This window comes from Streptomyces sp. NPDC107581 (assembly GCF_055657175.1).
Genome location: NZ_JBVKBH010000014.1, coordinates 53,165 through 68,487, shown reverse-complemented (window position 1 = coordinate 68,487; position 15,323 = coordinate 53,165). Strand labels below are relative to the sequence as shown.

Annotated in this window: 15 protein-coding genes; 11 read left to right on the top strand and 4 right to left on the bottom strand. The window is 71.9% G+C overall.

Translation table 11 applies throughout. The features are described from left to right. Window positions 1-168: 168 nt before the first annotated feature. The 5 genes from ACZ7P3_RS30740 to ACZ7P3_RS30720 are packed head-to-tail and all read left to right on the top strand — an operon-like array spanning window position 169 to window position 4,770. Window positions 169-1,833, top strand: coding sequence for an ATP-binding protein (locus ACZ7P3_RS30740; protein WP_472086599.1), 1,665 nt, complete (start codon window positions 169-171; stop codon window positions 1,831-1,833). Then, window positions 1,830-2,234, top strand: coding sequence for a roadblock/LC7 domain-containing protein (locus ACZ7P3_RS30735; protein ID WP_361124329.1), 405 nt, complete (start codon window positions 1,830-1,832; stop codon window positions 2,232-2,234). The genes ACZ7P3_RS30740 and ACZ7P3_RS30735 overlap by 4 nt, the downstream gene beginning before the upstream one ends. Continuing rightward, complete coding sequence (locus ACZ7P3_RS30730; protein ID WP_472086597.1) at window positions 2,231-2,647, top strand: DUF742 domain-containing protein; 417 nt, start codon at window positions 2,231-2,233, stop codon at window positions 2,645-2,647. The genes ACZ7P3_RS30735 and ACZ7P3_RS30730 overlap by 4 nt, the downstream gene beginning before the upstream one ends. Continuing rightward, the gene (locus ACZ7P3_RS30725) at window positions 2,628-3,248 is read left to right on the top strand and encodes a GTP-binding protein (protein ID WP_472086596.1); all 621 of its coding nucleotides are present in this window, start codon (window positions 2,628-2,630) and stop codon (window positions 3,246-3,248) included. Before ACZ7P3_RS30730 ends, ACZ7P3_RS30725 begins: the two co-directional genes overlap by 20 nt. A gap of 46 nt (window positions 3,249-3,294) precedes the next feature. Further along, window positions 3,295-4,770 carry a cytochrome P450 gene (locus ACZ7P3_RS30720; RefSeq protein WP_472086594.1) on the top strand — a complete coding sequence of 492 codons (1,476 nt, stop codon included), beginning with the start codon at window positions 3,295-3,297 and terminating at the stop codon, window positions 4,768-4,770. A 17-nt stretch (window positions 4,771-4,787) separates the two neighbouring features. Here the strand turns inward: ACZ7P3_RS30720 and ACZ7P3_RS30715 are convergent, their stop codons facing one another. Beyond that, window positions 4,788-5,741, bottom strand: a complete 954-nt coding sequence (locus tag ACZ7P3_RS30715; RefSeq protein WP_472086592.1) for an RluA family pseudouridine synthase — start codon at window positions 5,739-5,741, stop codon at window positions 4,788-4,790. A gap of 45 nt (window positions 5,742-5,786) precedes the next feature. Here ACZ7P3_RS30715 and ACZ7P3_RS30710 point away from each other — a divergent pair, with 45 nt between their 5' ends. Then, window positions 5,787-6,377 (top strand): GNAT family N-acetyltransferase, encoded by a 591-nt coding sequence (locus tag ACZ7P3_RS30710; RefSeq protein ID WP_472086590.1) that lies wholly within the window; start codon window positions 5,787-5,789, stop codon window positions 6,375-6,377. 102 nt (window positions 6,378-6,479) lie between these two features. Next, window positions 6,480-7,418 (top strand): 5'-nucleotidase, encoded by a 939-nt coding sequence (locus ACZ7P3_RS30705; protein WP_472086588.1) that lies wholly within the window; start codon window positions 6,480-6,482, stop codon window positions 7,416-7,418. A gap of 168 nt (window positions 7,419-7,586) precedes the next feature. On the opposite strand, the gene ACZ7P3_RS30700 is transcribed toward ACZ7P3_RS30705, so the two are convergent. Both ACZ7P3_RS30700 and ACZ7P3_RS30695 read right to left on the bottom strand, forming a co-directional pair. After that, window positions 7,587-8,435, bottom strand: a complete 849-nt coding sequence (locus tag ACZ7P3_RS30700; protein ID WP_472086586.1) for a siderophore-interacting protein — start codon at window positions 8,433-8,435, stop codon at window positions 7,587-7,589. A gap of 112 nt (window positions 8,436-8,547) precedes the next feature. Then, entirely contained in the window at window positions 8,548-9,468 is a 921-nt protein-coding gene (locus ACZ7P3_RS30695) for a 5'-3' exonuclease (RefSeq protein WP_472086584.1), read from the bottom strand. 139 nt (window positions 9,469-9,607) lie between these two features. Here ACZ7P3_RS30695 and ACZ7P3_RS30690 point away from each other — a divergent pair, with 139 nt between their 5' ends. The 4 genes from ACZ7P3_RS30690 (at window position 9,608) to ACZ7P3_RS30675 (ending at window position 14,207) form a co-directional block, all read left to right on the top strand. Continuing rightward, a complete protein-coding gene (locus ACZ7P3_RS30690; protein WP_472086582.1) occupies window positions 9,608-10,684 on the top strand; it encodes a quaternary amine ABC transporter ATP-binding protein in 1,077 nt (358 codons plus the stop codon). After that, window positions 10,677-12,491 (top strand): ABC transporter permease/substrate binding protein, encoded by a 1,815-nt coding sequence (locus ACZ7P3_RS30685; protein WP_472086580.1) that lies wholly within the window; start codon window positions 10,677-10,679, stop codon window positions 12,489-12,491. The genes ACZ7P3_RS30690 and ACZ7P3_RS30685 overlap by 8 nt, the downstream gene beginning before the upstream one ends. 394 nt (window positions 12,492-12,885) lie before the next feature. Further along, complete coding sequence (locus ACZ7P3_RS30680; RefSeq protein WP_472086578.1) at window positions 12,886-13,464, top strand: helix-turn-helix domain-containing protein; 579 nt, start codon at window positions 12,886-12,888, stop codon at window positions 13,462-13,464. A gap of 23 nt (window positions 13,465-13,487) precedes the next feature. Further along, window positions 13,488-14,207 (top strand): helical backbone metal receptor, encoded by a 720-nt coding sequence (locus ACZ7P3_RS30675; protein WP_472086577.1) that lies wholly within the window; start codon window positions 13,488-13,490, stop codon window positions 14,205-14,207. Here ACZ7P3_RS30675 and ACZ7P3_RS30670 read toward each other — a convergent pair. Then, window positions 14,134-15,276 (bottom strand): TDT family transporter, encoded by a 1,143-nt coding sequence (locus ACZ7P3_RS30670; RefSeq protein ID WP_472086575.1) that lies wholly within the window; start codon window positions 15,274-15,276, stop codon window positions 14,134-14,136. The genes ACZ7P3_RS30675 and ACZ7P3_RS30670 overlap by 74 nt on opposite strands. Window positions 15,277-15,323: the final 47 nt, after the last annotated feature.

Below are 15,323 nucleotides of genomic sequence, written 5' to 3'. Positions count from 1 at the left end.
CGAATATGACACGGCGATGATCCGGTCGGACTAAGCTCGCCCGCGGCGCACCGAGTTGAGGTGAATTCGTGCGCCTGTTCCCAAACACCCGGAAGATCCCTTCGGTTCCATGAACCTTCCCCCCAAAAGCTCCTCTGACACCCAGCCGATTCGTCTCAGAAGGCATCCATGGTGAGTGTTCGAAAGCCTCCCGGCGGCCGTGAACGTCCTTATGCCCGCGTGCTGTTGCTCCCGGCCATAGTGATGGCCGCGGCGACCGGGGCCGCCGCCGCCCTGGTACCGGCCACGGCCCGGATCGCCGTCGGCGGATGCGGCGCCGTTGCCGTGCTGCTGGTCCTCGCCACGGGCGCCGAAGCCCTCCGCCGCGGACGCAAGCTCCGCGAGGCGCAGGCCGAGCACGCCCGTCACACCGCGTATCTGGAACGCCGCCTCGCCGCGCACGACGAGGAGATCGTCCGCCTCAGCACCGAGGTCATGCCGAACGCGCTGCACCGGCTGCGCTACGGAGAGCCGCTCCGGGAGGTGATGCGCAAGGTCGTCGACCTCGACCCCGAACTGCGTCACATGCCCGAGTCGCAGCGCACCCTGCTGCACTGCGCGCTGCGCGGCGCCGACCACGAGATCTCGATGCGCGACGCGACCGAGCGCTCCTTCGTCAGCATCGCCCGCCGCATCCAGGCCATCGTCCACCAGCAGGCCAACGAACTGCGCGAGATGGAGGAGGACCACGGCCGCAACCCCGAGGTCTTCGACGACCTGCTGCGCCTGGACCACGGCAGCGCGCTGATCGGCCGTCTCGCGGACACCATCTCCGTGCTCGGCGGCGGCCGCCCCGGCCGCCAGTGGCCCCTGCCCGTGTCGCTCTACAGCGTGCTGCGCGGTGCCATGTCCCGGATCCTGGAGTACCGGCGCATCGAGCTGAACTCCATCGTCAACATCAACATCAAGGGCACCTCGGTCGAGCCGATCATCCACGCGGCCGCCGAGCTCCTCGACAACGCGACCCGCTACTCGCCTCCGTCGACCAAGGTGCACGTCACCGCCGCCGAGGTGCAGACCGGCGTCGTCATCGAGATCGAGGACGCCGGCGTCAGCCTCAGCGAGGAGTCCCGCGCCCGCATCGAGAAGGCGATCACGGACGCCATGGCGGGCGACGACGCGGAGAACCTGGGCTCGAGCCCCCGCCTCGGCCTCGCCGTCGTCGGCCGGCTCTGCAAGGCCTTCGACATGCAGGTCTCGCTGCGCGCCTCCGCCTACGGCGGCGTCCGCGCGATCCTCGTCGTACCGGGCGTCATGACCACCACCGAGCCCGGCGTCGGCGCCGCCCACGGCATCGGTGCCACCGCCGTGCCGAAGGCCGAACTCGGCGCGGTGGAGGGCCCGAAGCGCCCGCCCAAGAAGCGCCGCCCCACCAGCCCCCGCATCCCCGCCGGGATCTCCATGGAGGACGACGTCCCCGAGGTCACCGAGTGGACGGCGGGCGGGTTGCCGCAGCGCCGCAGCCGCGTGAAGACCCCGCTCAGTCAGCGGATCGCCGAGCAGGCCGCCATCGAGCGCGCCGAGCGCGAGGGCAGGCCGACCATCTGGTCCCAGCACAAGCCCGCACCCGAGCCCGAGATGGACCCCGAGCTGAAGAAGCTGCGCGAGCGGCCGCCGGGCATGTGGGTGGACGACTTCTGGAACGGCCTGAGGAAGGGCATGCCCGAGGACGCCACCGCGGCCGAGCTCACCGACTTCACGCTGAACCCCGCCGCGTACCAGCACCTGCTCAACGATTCGGACACCGTTACCGAGGCCGTCACCGAGGCCGACGACGAGGGGGACCTCAAGTGATCCAGCAGCGAGGCAACTTCGACTGGATGCTCAAGCAGCTGAACGACGGCGTACCGGGCATCGAGATGATCGTGGTCCTCTCCGCCGACGGACTGCGCATCGCCCGTCACGGAGGCGACCCCGACGCCGCCGACCGGGTCGCCGCCGCCTGCGCGGGCGTACAGAGCCTCGCCGGTGCCATCATCCAGGAGATCCCCGGCGCCGGCGAGATGAAGCTCGTCGTCATCGAGATCGACGGCGGCTACTTCTACCTCATGAACGCCGGTGCCAACGCCTACCTCGCCGTGCTCGCCGACGTGACCTGCGAGCCGGGCCGGATGAGCGGCATGATGCGTGACCTCGTCGTCCGGGTGGGCGCCCATCTCACCAGTCCGCCCCGGCGGAACGGGCAGACCGTATGACTCCTCCGCGACGCAAACGGCGCCAGCCGCAGCAACTGCCGCCACCGCCACCGCCGCCCCCTCGACCGGCGGAAGGCGAGCAGCCGCGCAGGTACCCCGAACGGCTGTACACCATCGCCGGCACCGCCGACGGCGGCCGGGCCGAACTCGACCTGGTCACCCTGATCGTGGCGCGCTCCGCGCCGCCGCCGTCCTCCTCACCGGAGGAGGCGGCCGTGCTCCGGCTCTGCTCCGCCCCCCTGTCCGTGGCCGAGCTCTCGGCCTACCTCAATCTGCCGTTCAGCGCGATGACCGTCCTGATCACCGAGCTGATCACGAACGAACTGGTACAGGCCCGCGCCCCGATCGTCCGGCAGGCGGTCGCCGACCGTTCACTCCTCGAAGCGGTGATGCATGGACTTCAACGGCTCTGACACCCTCCCCGGACCACGCGCCGAGGACCATCTGCCGCACACGGCACAGTCCGCGGCGAAGATCGTGATCGTGGGCGGCTTCGGCGTCGGCAAGACCACCATGGTCGGTTCGGTCAGCGACATCAGGCCGCTGACCACCGAGGAGACCATGACCCAGGCCGGCATCGGGGTCGACGACAACTACGGCTCCGACTCCAAGACGGCCACCACCGTGGCCATGGACTTCGGCCGCATCAGCATCACCGACAGGCTGGTGCTCTACCTCTTCGGGACCCCCGGCCAGGAGCGCTTCTGGTTCCTGTGGAACGGCCTGTTCGAAGGGGCGCTCGGCGCGGTCGTCCTGGTCGACACCCGGCGCCTGGAAGTCAGCTTCGACGTCATGGGACGCCTGGAGGAGCGCGGGGTGCCCTTCGTCGTGGCCATCAACTCCTTCCCCGACGCGCCCCGTTACCCGGCCGAGGAACTGCGCACCGCGCTGGACCTGACCCCGGACATCCCGATCATGGACTGCGATGTGCGCCGCCGGGCGTCCAGCAAGGACGTGCTGATGACCCTGATGCGCTTCCTGCACTCGCTCGCCCTGTCCGGCGCCCTCACCTGACCCCCATCCGTTCTGCCCCCACACCCTTCCGTTCCGGAGCGACACCGTGACGTCTGAACCCCAATACCTGACCGGCACAGACCCCACCTCCGGCCCGCCGCCGGGCTGCCCGGCGCACGGCCGGGGCCCCGGGGGACTGCACCGGCTCTACGGCCCCGACGCGGCCGAGCTGGGCGACCTCTATGAGCGCCTGCGGGAGGAGCACGGCCCCGTGGCGCCCGTGCTGCTGCACGACGACGTACCGATGTGGGTGGTCCTCGGGCACGCCGAGAACCTGCACCTGGTGCGCAGCCCCTCCCAGTACACCCGCGACAGCAGGCTCTGGACCCCGCTCCAGGAGGACATGGTCAAACCCGACCACCCGCTGATGCCGCACATCGCCTGGCAGCCCATCTGCTCGCACGCCGAGGGCGACGAGCACCAGCGGCTGCGCGCGGCGGTCACCGGCGCCATGTCGACCATCGACCACCGCAGCATGCGCCGCCACATCGGCCGCTACACCCAGGAACTGGTCAACGGCTTCTGCGAGCGGGGCCGGGCCGATCTGGTCTCCCAGTTCGCCGAGCACCTGCCGATGGCCGTCATGTGCGAGATCCTCGGCATGCCCGAGGAGTACAACGACCGGATGGTGCAGGCGGCCCGTGACGCGCTCAAGGGCACCGAGACCGCCATCCAGAGCCATGCCTACGTCATGGACGCGCTGAGCCGGCTCACCACCCGCCGCCGCACCCGGCCCGAGGACGACTTCACCAGTCACCTCATCACCCACCCCGCGGGACTGACCGACGACGAGGTACGCGAACACCTGCGCCTCGTCCTGTTCGCGGCCTACGAGGCCACCACCAACCTGCTCGGCAACGCACTGCGCATGGTCCTCACCGAGCCCGGGTTCCGCGCCCAGCTCAACGGCGGCCAGATGACCGTGCCCGAGGCGATCGAGCAGTCCCTGTGGGACGAGCCGCCGTTCAGCACCGTTCTCGGCTACTTCGCCAAGCAGGACACGGAGCTGGGCGGACAGCGCATCCGCAAGGGCGACGGGCTGCTCTTCGCGCCCGCACCGGGCAACGTCGACCCGCGGGTGCGGCCCGACCTGTCCGCCAACATGCAGGGCAACCGCTCCCACCTCGCCTTCGGCGGCGGCCCGCACGAGTGCCCGGGCCAGGACATCGGCCGTGCCATCGCCGACGTCGGCGTGGACGCCCTGCTGATGCGGCTGTCGGACATCCAGCTGGACTGTGCCGAGGAGGAGCTGCGCTGGAGGTCGTCCATCGCCTCCCGGCACCTGGTGGCCCTGCCGGTGCGCTTCGAACCGAAGCCCCAGCAGGACGTGCAGCGTCCGCCCAGCCCCTCACCCGTCCCGTCGCAGCGCGCCACCTGGCAGATCGGCACCCCGGCCACGGACCCGGCACCTGTCGTCGAACCCAGGCCGGCGGCGCCGGCCGCCCCCGAACCCGTGGCACCGCAGCCGGCCCGCCGGGAGAACCTGTGGCGGCGCATGCTGCGCTGGTGGCGCGGCGACTGAGCACAGGGGCGGCGCCGTCACGGCTGCCGGTCGGCCCACTGTGCCGGGGCCGACCACGCCGACAGCGCCCGCCCGCTGCTGAACCTGTGCTCCGCCCCCGTGACCGGATCGGTGAACTCCAGCCTCCGCGCGAGCAGTTGCAATGGACGCCGGAAGTCACCGGGCGGCACGGGGGCGCTCGCCTCCGGGTACAGCGGATCGCCGAGGATGGGCACGCCCAGCGCGTTCAGATGCACGCGCAGCTGATGGGTCTGCCCGGTCTCGGGGACGAGCCGGTAGCGGCCCAGCCCGGCCCGGTGCTCGGCCAGCTCCACCCGCGTCACCGCGTTCGGCTCGCCCTCGACCTCCCGGGCGGCCGGCACCCCGCGCTCCTTGACGATCCTGCTGCGCACGGTCCGGGGCAGGGCGAGCGCGGGGTCGTACGGCGCGACGGCCTCGTACTCCTTGCGCACCTGCCGGTCCCGGAACAGCGTCTGGTACGCCCCGCGTTCCTCGGGCCGCACCGTGAACAGCACCAGACCGGCCGTGAGCCGGTCCAGCCGGTGTGCGGCGGTCAGCGCCGGCAGATCCAGCTCGCGGCGCAGCCGGGCCAGCGCGGTCTCGGCGACATGGCTGCCACGCGGGGTCGTGGCGAGAAAGTGCGGTTTGTCGGCCACGACGATGTGCGCGTCCCGGTGGACCACCTCCAGCGGGAACGGCACCGGCACCTCGGCGGGCAGCTCCCGGTGGAACCACACGAACATCCCCGGCTCGTACGGAGCGTCCGGCGCCACCGGCCGCCCGTCGGCCGCCACCACCAGCCCCTGCTCGAACATCCCCTCGATCACGCCGGGCCCGGCGCCCGACAGCCGCTGTACGAGATGGTCGCGCACGGTGGCCCACTCCCCGCCGGACGGCAGCCGCACCCGGACCGGGTCGACACCGTCGCGCTGGGGGAGCGGGGCGGGCGGGGGCGGCGTACGGCGTCTCATCGCCACCCAGAATACGGTTGAGCCGACGGCCCGGCCCTCGGCAGGATGTCGACCGTGCCCTTCCTCACCCGCCCGGTACTGACCGCCGGAGCCCTCGCCCGCACCCCGCAGCCCACCCTCCCGACCGGTGACGGCCTGGTCCTGCGCCCCTGGCGGGCCGGGGACGCGCCCGCCGTGCACGCCGCCTTCCAGGACCCGGTCCTGCACCAGTGGCACATCCGGTCCAGCGACTCCGAGGAGGAGGCGGCCGGCTGGATCGCGCAGTGGCAGGCGTCCTGGGAGGGCGAGGACAACGCCCAGTGGGCCGTCGTGGACGCGGACACGGACGAGCTGCTGGGCAGGGTCGCCCTCCGGCAGATCCTGCTCGGCGAGGGTGTGGCCGAGGTCGCGTACTGGACGGTGGCGCGGGCCCGCGGCAGGGGCGTCGCCGCCCGTTCCACGACCACCCTGACCCGCTGGGCCTTCGAGGCGATCGGCCTGCACCGCCTCGAACTCCTGCACGCCACCGCCAACGAGGCGTCCTGCCGGGTCGCCGCCAAGTGCGGCTACGCCCTGGAGGGCGTCAAGCGCAGCGCCTTCCTGCACCCGGACGGCTGGCACGACCTGCACCTCCACGCGCGCGTGCACGGAGACTGACCCCCACGCGCACCGGCCGGGGCGGCCAACTCCCGGCCCGGGGCTGCCGTGTGACCGATGAGATGATGGGGGGTCGAACTCTCCTGCCCCGAGGTGAAGCCCATGCCCCCCTATGAGCTTGCGGACCGACTCGTCATCGGCGTCGCCTCCAGCGCCCTGTTCGATCTGGAAGAGTCGGACGCGGTGTTCCGGGATCAGGGGGAGGAGGCCTACCGGGCCCACCAGGAAGAGAATCTCGGCACCACGCTGCGTCCCGGAGCCGCGTTCGCGTTCATCCAGCGGCTGCTCTCGCTCAACGACCTCGGCGATCTGGGGGATCCGCTCGTCGAGGTCATCATCCTCTCGCGCAACGACCCCGACACCGGTCTGCGGGTCATGCGGTCCATCCAGACCCATGAGCTGCCGATCACCCGGGCCGTCTTCATGCAGGGGCGTTCGCCCTACCCGTTCATGACCGCGTTCAACATGTCGCTGTTCCTGTCGGCGAACGGGGACGACGTGCGGGAAGCCGTCGCCGCGGGCCTGCCCGCGGGGCATGTCCTCGGCTCCCCCTACGCCGACGATCCCGCCGACCCGGATCTGCGCATCGCCTTCGACTTCGACGGCGTGCTGGCCGGCGACGCCTCGGAGCAGGTGTACCAGGCGGGCGGTCTGGAGGAGTTCCGCGCCCATGAGGCCCGCAACGCCGCGACTCCGCACGATCCCGGACCGCTGCGCGACTTCCTGGCCGGCGTGAACCGGATACAGCGCCGCGAGGAGCAGCGGCGGCGGGACGACCCGGACTACAGGATCCGGGTGCACGTCTCCCTCGTGACCGCGCGCAGCGCGCCGACGCACGAGCGTGCCGTGACGAGCCTCAAGAAGTGGGGCGTCACCGTCAACGACGCGTTCTTCCTCGGCGGCATAGAGAAGGGCGCCGTCATGAAGGTGCTGAACCCGCACATCTTCTTCGACGACCAGGTGACCCACCTGGAGCGCACGTCCCGGACGACGCCCAGCGTGCACGTCCCCTTCGGCAAGATCAACGAAGCGGCGTCCTGAGCGAGGCCGCCCGAGAGCGACGGCCTTCGCCTTCGGCGACGCGGTCCTCAGGGATGCGGCCCTCAGGGATGCGGTCCTTCGGCAACGCGGTCCTTCGAAGACGCGGTCCTTCGGAGACGCGGTCCTTCGGAGACGCGGTCCCGCGGAACACGCTTGAGGAACGCAGACCTAGGCGGCCGCCGCGCCGCTGCTCTCCTGCTCGGCCTCGATGCGGGCGTTCCACTCCCGCTTGGAGGCCTGCCAGCCGTCCTCGTTGTGGCCCAGGCGCCAGTAGCCGGAGATCGACAGGTCCTCGCGCGGGATCTGCAGTTCGATCCGGAGCATCCGGCGCAGTTCCTTCACGAACGCCGCCTCACCGTGCACGAACGCGTGCGGCCGGCCCGCCGGGAACTCCAGCGCGCGCACGGCCTCCAGCAGGGCCTCGCCCACCGGCCGCTCCCCACGGTGCAGCCAGACGACCTCCACATCGGAGTCGATCTTCTGCTCCTCCTCGGGACCCGACACCTCCACGAAGGCGTGCGCGAGGGCACCGGCGGGCAGCGACTCCAGGGCGCGGGCGATCGCGGGCAGCGCGCTCTCGTCACCGGCGAGCAGATGCCAGTCCGCGCTCGGGTCGGGCGCGTACGCGCCTCCGGGACCGATGAAGCGCACGACCTCTCCCGGCTGCACCCGGGTGGCCCACGGCCCCGCCAGGCCCTCGTCGCCGTGGATCACGAAGTCCAGGGTCAGCTCCAGGGTTTCCGGGTCCCAGGCGCGCACCGTGTACGTCCGTGTGACCGGCCACTGCTCCCTGGGGAACTCCGCGCGGATCCGCTCCAGGTCGAAGGGCTCCGGATAGCTCACGCCGGGTGGGCCGAACAGCAGTTTCACATAGTGGTCGGTGCAGGTGTCCGCCGCGAGACCGGCGAGTTCCCCGCCACCGAGCACCACACGCTGCATGTGCGGGGTCAGCCGCTCGGTGCGCACCACCCGGGCGGTACGGGGCTTGCGCGGCTGTCGTCCCGGACGCTCTGCCATCACGGCCTCCTGCTGCATTGGTTAGGTTTACCTAAGTTAGCATCTCTCTTCGGTGGACAGGGGTTTCACGGGGGCAGGATGAACGCGTTTTACCGGAAGATTCCGTTGTGCATCACTCCCCGAGCGTCGCCAGCAGGCGCTGCAGGGAGCCGCCCAGCCCCCAGCGCGCCGCCAGTGACTCCAGACCCGCCGGGTCGCGCGGGGCGCGTGGCAGGGTGGTGTCGACGGCCGGCAGCGGCACGTCGTCCGCCACCCGCACCACCTTCGGCGCGAGGGCCACATACGGCCGTGCCTCGGTCAGCCGCTTGCGCTGCGACGGCGTGAGCTTCGCCCGCGGATCGTCGACCGCCGCCATGATCCCGGCCAGATCGCCGAACTCGGCGAGCAGCTTGGCGGCCGTCTTCTCGCCGATGCCGGCCACGCCCGGCAGGCCGTCGCTCGGATCGCCGCGCAGCAGTGCCAGGTCCGCGTACCCCCGGCCGTCGACCCCATACTTCTCGCGCAGCACCGCCTCGTCGGTCAGCTGCAGCGTGCCGACCCCCTTGAGCGGGTACAGCACCCGGATCCCGCGCTCGTCGTCGACGAGCTGATAGAGGTCGCGGTCGCCGGTGACGATGTCCACGGGAGCGTCCGAGCGCGCGGTGAACGTACCGATCACATCGTCGGCCTCGTACCCCTCGACCCCGACCCGGGCGATGCCGACCGCGTCCAGCACGGACTCGATGACCGGCACCTGCGGGGAGAGCGTGTCCGGCACCTGCTCCTCGTCCGGGCCGCCCTCGTGCTCCACCGCGACCCGGTGCGCCTTGTAGGTGGGGATGAGGTCCACCCGCCACTGCGGCCGCCAGTCGGCGTCCATGCAGGCCACCAGCTGCCCCGGCCGGTGGTCCCTGACCAGCCGGTCGATGAAGTCCAGCAGACCCCGCACGGCGTTCACCGGCGTGCCGTCCGGCGCCTTCACGGAGTCCGGCACGCCGAAGTAGGCGCGGAAGTACAGCGAGGCGGTGTCGAGAAGCATCAGTCGTCCGGTCACGCTCGCATCATGCCGCACGGCACTGACAGTCACCGGTCGCGGGAGTCCGGACGCTGTGAGGTGGGCCACTTAAAAGTTTGACCAAGAAGGTTCTGGAAAGGCGCGGCCTCTGTCCTGTCCCGTCCGACGAGAGGTACGCGTGTCATCCAGGCTTGAGGCCGAGCATCTGTTCAAGGTGTTCGGCAGACGACCGCACCAGGCAGTGGAACGGCTGCGGCAGGGCGCCGACCGTGAGGAGCTGCGCGCCGACGGCACCACGGCCGCCGTGATCGACGCGTCCTTCGCCGTCGAGGCCGGCGAGATCTTCGTGGTCATGGGCCTGTCGGGCTCCGGCAAGTCCACCTTGCTGCGCATGCTCAACGGTCTGCTGGAGCCGACCGCGGGCCAGGTCCGCTTCGACGGCCAGGACCTGACCGCGCTCACCGACCGTGCGCTGCGTGAGCTGCGCTCGAAGAAGATCAGCATGGTCTTCCAGCACTTCGCGCTCTTCCCGCACCGCAGTGTCCGCGACAACGCGGCCTACGGCCTGGCCGTGCAGGGCGTGCCCCGCGCCGAGCGCGAACGCCGCGCCGACGAGGCGCTCGCCCTGTGCGGTCTGGCCGGCTGGGAGGACTCCTGGCCCGACGAGCTGTCCGGCGGCATGCAGCAGCGCGTGGGCCTGGCCCGCGCCCTCGCCACCGACGCCGACCTGCTCCTGATGGACGAGTCCTTCAGCGCCCTGGACCCGCTGATCCGCCGCGACATGCAGGACCAGCTCCTGGAACTGCAGAAGACGCTGAAGAAGACCATCGTCTTCATCACCCACGACCTCAACGAGGCCATGCGCCTGGGCGACCGCATCGCCGTCATGCGCGACGGGCGCATCGTGCAGACCGGCACCGCCGAGGACATCCTGCTGCGCCCGGCGGGTGACTACGTCGCCTCCTTCATCCAGGACGTCGACCGCTCCCGCGTGCTGACCGCCGCCGCCGTGATGGACACCGAGGTCCGCGGCGACGAGGCCGACTGCGGCTGCGAGACGGCCGCGCCCGGCACGCCGTTCGCCGAGCTGTGCGCGATCAGCGCCCGCCTCACCCACCCGGTCGCCGTCCTGGACGCCGACCGCGCGCTCGTCGGCGTCGTACCCCGGCAGCGCCTCGTCGGCCTCCTCGGCGACGAACAGGGCGAACCCACCGCGTGCGACAACGGCGGGAAGAAGGTGGTCAACCGTGCCTAGGCTGCACCTCGGCGACTGGGTCGACTCCGGTGTCGACTGGCTGGTCGCCCACCTGTCCTGGCTGTTCGACGCGATCCGCGCGGTCGTGGAGGGCATGTACGACGGCATCGACGCGGTCCTCACCGCGCCCGCGCCGCTGCTGCTGGCCGGCATCCTCGCGGTCGCCGCCTGGTGGCTGCGCGGGCTGGGCGCGGGCGTCCTCGCCTTCGCCGGGTTCGCGCTCGTCGACTCGCTCGCCCTGTGGGACCGGGCCATGTCCACGCTGGCCCTGGTCCTCGTCGCCACCGTCATCGCCCTGGTGATCTCGATCCCGCTGGGCATCTGGGCCGCCCGCTCCAGGGCGGTCAGCGCCACGGTGCGGCCGGTCCTGGACCTGCTCCAGACGATGCCCTCGATGGTCCTGCTGATCCCGGCGATCCTCTTCTTCGGCCTGGGCACCGCGGCCGGTGTCATCGCCACCCTGATCTTCGCGCTCGCCCCCGGCGTCCGCATGACCGAGCTGGGCATCCGCCAGGTCGACCCCGAACTGGTCGAGGCCGCCGAGGCGTTCGGCACCAGCCCGCGCGACATCCTGCTGCGCCTCCAGCTGCCGCTCGCCCTGCCGACCATCATGGCCGGCGTCAACCAGGTGATCATGCTGGGCCTGTCCATGGTCGTCATCGCCGGCATGGTCGGCACCGGCGGCCTCGGCGGCGCCGTCAACGAGGCCATCGGCCAGCTCGACATCGGCTTCGGTTTCGAGGCCGGCGTCGGCATCGTCGTCCTCGCCATCTACCTGGACCGGATGACCGGAGCCCTCGGCACCCACCTCTCCCCGCTGGGCCGCAGGGCCGCGGCGAAGGCCCGGACGACCGCCTGGTCGTACCGGCCCCGCCCGGCGGTCGCCGTCGTCGGCGTGGTCGTCCTCGCGCTCGTCGCGGGCGGCCTGGGGATCTTCGGCTCCTCGTCCTCCACCTCCGAGGCCTCCGGCACGAACGTCGGCAAGGGCAAGGAGATCAAGATCGGCTACATCCCCTGGGACGAGGGCATCGCCTCCACCTTCCTCTGGAAGGAGCTGCTGGAGCGGCGCGGCTTCAAGGTCACCACCACCCAGTACGCCGCCGGCCCCCTCTACACCGGCCTCGCCACCGGCCAGCTCGACTTCGAGACCGACTCCTGGCTGCCCACCACGCACGCCGAGTACTGGAAGAAGTACGGCAAGCAGCTCGACGACCTCGGCAAGTGGTTCGGCCCCACCTCCCTGGAGCTGACCGTCCCCTCCTATGTCAAGGACGTGAACTCCCTGGCGGACCTCAAGTCCCATGCCTCCGAGTTCGACGGGAAGATCGTCGGCATCGAGCCCAGCGCGGGCATGATGGGCCTGCTCAAGGACAAGGTCCTTGGGGAGTACGGCCTGCAGGGCACGTACGACGTCGTCGACGGCTCCACGCCCGCGATGCTCGCCGAGCTGAAGCGCGCCTACGCCAGGAAGCAGCCGGTCGTCGTCACCCTCTGGTCGCCGCACTGGGCGTACAGCGACTACGACCTGAAGAAGCTCAAGGACCCCCGGGGCGCCTGGGGCAAGGGCGACGGCGTGCACACCCTCTCCCGCAAGGGCTTCGCCGCCGACAATCCCGAGGTCGGCAAGTGGCTGAAGAACTTCTCGATGACCGAGAAGCAGCTCACCGGCCTCGAGGCGCAGATCCAGAAGGCCGGCAAGGGCAAGGAGCAGGACGCGGTCCGCACCTGGCTCGCGCAGCACCCGGGGCTGGCCGACACCTGGGCGCCGGTCGCCCGGGCGGGTGCCGAGAAGCAGGCGGCCGGGTGACCTGACCGGCCCGGACCGCCGCCGGAGGGGCGGGTGCCGCCGTACGTCCGTCGACGGGCGTGGGGCGCCGCCCGCCCCTCGCGCCGTCCGGGGCCTGCCCGGGCGGCCGCTCCGCCTACGGTCAGGATCCGGCCAACTACGCAGCGCCATGGACCCCGCCGCCGCGGGAACACGGACGGTCGCTGCGGCCTTGAACCAGGAGAGACCCGTGCCGCACGGCCGGCCACCGGACTGGCGTGAACCGTGGGGTACGGGCCCCCGGGCGTGTCGGGGATGTGACAGCCGCGTGAAACGGTTTGCCGAACATGCGTAGGGTGCAGACAACTCATCAGAGGTGTACCCGGCGGCGGGCACCCTGTCGGCGGAACGACGAGTGAAGGAGGGAGCCGGAGCGATGGGCGACCACAAAGAGCAGCAGCCCGTGCGCGTGGGCGCGGCCGTCCGGCGGCGTCGCCGTGCGCTGGAGCTCACCCTCGCCGTCGTGGCCGAGCGCAGCGGCCTCTCGGTGCCCTTCCTCAGCCAGGTCGAGAACGACCGCGCCCGCCCGAGCCGCACCTCCCTGGAGAAGCTGGCCGACGCCCTGCGCACCACGGCCGTGGAGCTGCTCGCCGCCGCCGACCCGGCGTGCAGCGTGGACGTCGTACGCGCGGACCTCACCGCCGAGGGCGAGGGCGACTTCACCCCGCGCACCCGCTCCCTGGTGCGCGGCCACCATCAGCTGCACGCCTCCGAGTTCACCGGCGACCACGACGCCGGCCGCGAGTTCCAGCACCGCAACGACGAGCTGATGTACGTCGCCGACGGCGCCGTCGAGATCGAGGCCGAGGGCCGTGCCTACCGCCTCGGCCGCGGCGACACCCTGTATCTGACCGGCGGGGTCCGCCACCGCTGGCGGGCGACGGTCCCGGACACCCGGGTGATCGTGGTGGCGGTCGCCGAACACATCGAGGCCGTCCAGGACCGGTCCCGCTGAGCGGGTTCGAGGGAGGTCGCGTGATGAGGGTCGTCTCCCTCGTCCCGTCGCTGACCGAGGCGGTGGCCGCGACGCTGCCCGGTGTGCTCGTCGGCGCGACGGACTGGTGCAGCCATCCGGCGGGCCTCGACCTCACCCGGATCGGCGGCACCAAGAACCCGGACACGGACCGGATCCGCGCCCTCGCCCCCGACCTGGTGATCGCCAACGAGGAGGAGAACCGCGCCCCCGATCTGGACGCCCTGCGCGCGGCGGGCACGGAGGTGCTGGTCACCGAGGTGCGGACGGTGCCCCAGGCCTTCCGGGAGCTGGACCGCGTGCTGACCGCCTGCGGCGCGCGGACCCGGCCCCGCTGGCTGGAGGAGGCGGAGGCCGTCTGGGCCGCGCTGCCGGAACCGGCGGTCCGCACCACGGCCGTCGTACCGATCTGGCGCAGGCCCTGGATGGTCCTGGGCCGCGACACCTTCGCGGGTGACGTCCTGGCCCGCCTCGGCGTGCACCACCTCTACGCCGCCCATCCCGACCGCTACCCCCGGATGCCCCTGGAGGAGCTGCGGGCGGCCCGTCCGGACCTCGTCGTCCTCCCGGACGAGCCCTACCGCTTCACCGCCGACGACGGCCCCGAGGCCTTCCCCGGACTGCCCTGCGCCCTGGTCGGCGGACGGCACCTCACCTGGTACGGCCCGTCACTGGCCGAGGCGCCGCGGGTGCTGGCCGAGGCCCTGCGAGCAGCTCACCGCTGAGCAGACCCCGTACCGTCCCCGCCGAGGCCGCGAGCCAGGCGGTGACCAGCAGCGCGTACAGGGCGACCGCCAGGACTTCGTACCCGGCGAGCCCGGTGTGGCGGGCCAGGGCGGCGGCACCGGTGACACAGGTGCCCACCGGGAAGGTGAACGCCCACCAGGTCATCGCGAAGCCCATGCCCTGCCGCCGGGCCCGCACCACGTGCACGGTCGCGAGCGCCAGCCACAGCAGCGCGAACCCCATGACCGGCACTCCGTAGAGCACGGCGAACACGTCGAGGCCGCGGTCGTACGGCGCCGGTACGACCCCGGGGGCGTCGTCGGCGATCAGGCCGACCGCGGTGGTCGACTGCCCGAGCGGGCCCAGGACCAGGAACAGGGTCGGGGTGAGCGCGAGCGGCAGCGGGCCGCCGGTGATCAGCCGGGCGAAGACCAGCGGCAGCATCAGCAGCGTGGCCAGCAGGCTCAGTCCGAACAGCGCGAAGCACGCCAGCAGCAGGGTCTCCCGGGGCTGCCCGGGCGGCAGATGCGGCACGAGCAGCGGGCCGAGCGCGGCCGACACCATCGGCGCGACGAGCGGCAGCAGCCAGACCGGGGTGGCCTGGGACGGCTCGACGCGGTGCCGCACCGCCATCAGATACGGCACCGCGACGGCGGCGGTGAGCCCGATCCCCGTACCGGCGGTGAACAGCACCGTGTCGAGCGCGACGGCGGGACCGGTGCCGATCCAGTCCCGGCCGACGGTCACGGCGCCGCCGCCGACCGCGAGCAGGGCCATGGACAGACAGCCGTAGAAGGGGGCCATGGCGGGGTCGAGGAGATGGGCACGGGCCTGGTCGCGGTGGTGGGTCCAATGCCGGGCGCGGGCGGTCAGCAGCGTCGCCAGCAGCAGCGAGGCCAGCGCCCAGACGGCCGCGCAGACCCCGCGCAGCCCGGTGAGGTGTACGGGAAGTGCGGCGCCGGCCGTGCCGACGACGGAGGTCCCCATGACGGCGGCGTACCAGTTGGGACCGAGGTGCCGCACACGCACGGCGCGGGCGGCGGGAAGGGAATGTACTGCGGTGACCATGACCCCACCTTCGCGCCGTCGATCGCCCCTGACCAGGGGGTTCATAT

Coding starts and splice junctions, on each gene's coding strand:
- ACZ7P3_RS30740 (WP_472086599.1), top strand. CDS start 169: ATGGTGAGTGTTCGAAAGCCTCCCGGCGGCCGTGAACGTCCTTATGCC.
- ACZ7P3_RS30730 (WP_472086597.1), top strand. CDS start 2,231: ATGACTCCTCCGCGACGCAAACGGCGCCAGCCGCAGCAACTGCCGCCA.
- ACZ7P3_RS30725 (WP_472086596.1), top strand. CDS start 2,628: ATGGACTTCAACGGCTCTGACACCCTCCCCGGACCACGCGCCGAGGAC.
- ACZ7P3_RS30715 (WP_472086592.1), bottom strand. CDS start 5,741: ATGAGACGCCGTACGCCGCCCCCGCCCGCCCCGCTCCCCCAGCGCGAC.
- ACZ7P3_RS30710 (WP_472086590.1), top strand. CDS start 5,787: ATGTCGACCGTGCCCTTCCTCACCCGCCCGGTACTGACCGCCGGAGCC.
- ACZ7P3_RS30705 (WP_472086588.1), top strand. CDS start 6,480: ATGCCCCCCTATGAGCTTGCGGACCGACTCGTCATCGGCGTCGCCTCC.
- ACZ7P3_RS30700 (WP_472086586.1), bottom strand. CDS start 8,435: ATGGCAGAGCGTCCGGGACGACAGCCGCGCAAGCCCCGTACCGCCCGG.
- ACZ7P3_RS30680 (WP_472086578.1), top strand. CDS start 12,886: ATGGGCGACCACAAAGAGCAGCAGCCCGTGCGCGTGGGCGCGGCCGTC.
- ACZ7P3_RS30675 (WP_472086577.1), top strand. CDS start 13,488: ATGAGGGTCGTCTCCCTCGTCCCGTCGCTGACCGAGGCGGTGGCCGCG.
- ACZ7P3_RS30670 (WP_472086575.1), bottom strand. CDS start 15,276: ATGGTCACCGCAGTACATTCCCTTCCCGCCGCCCGCGCCGTGCGTGTG.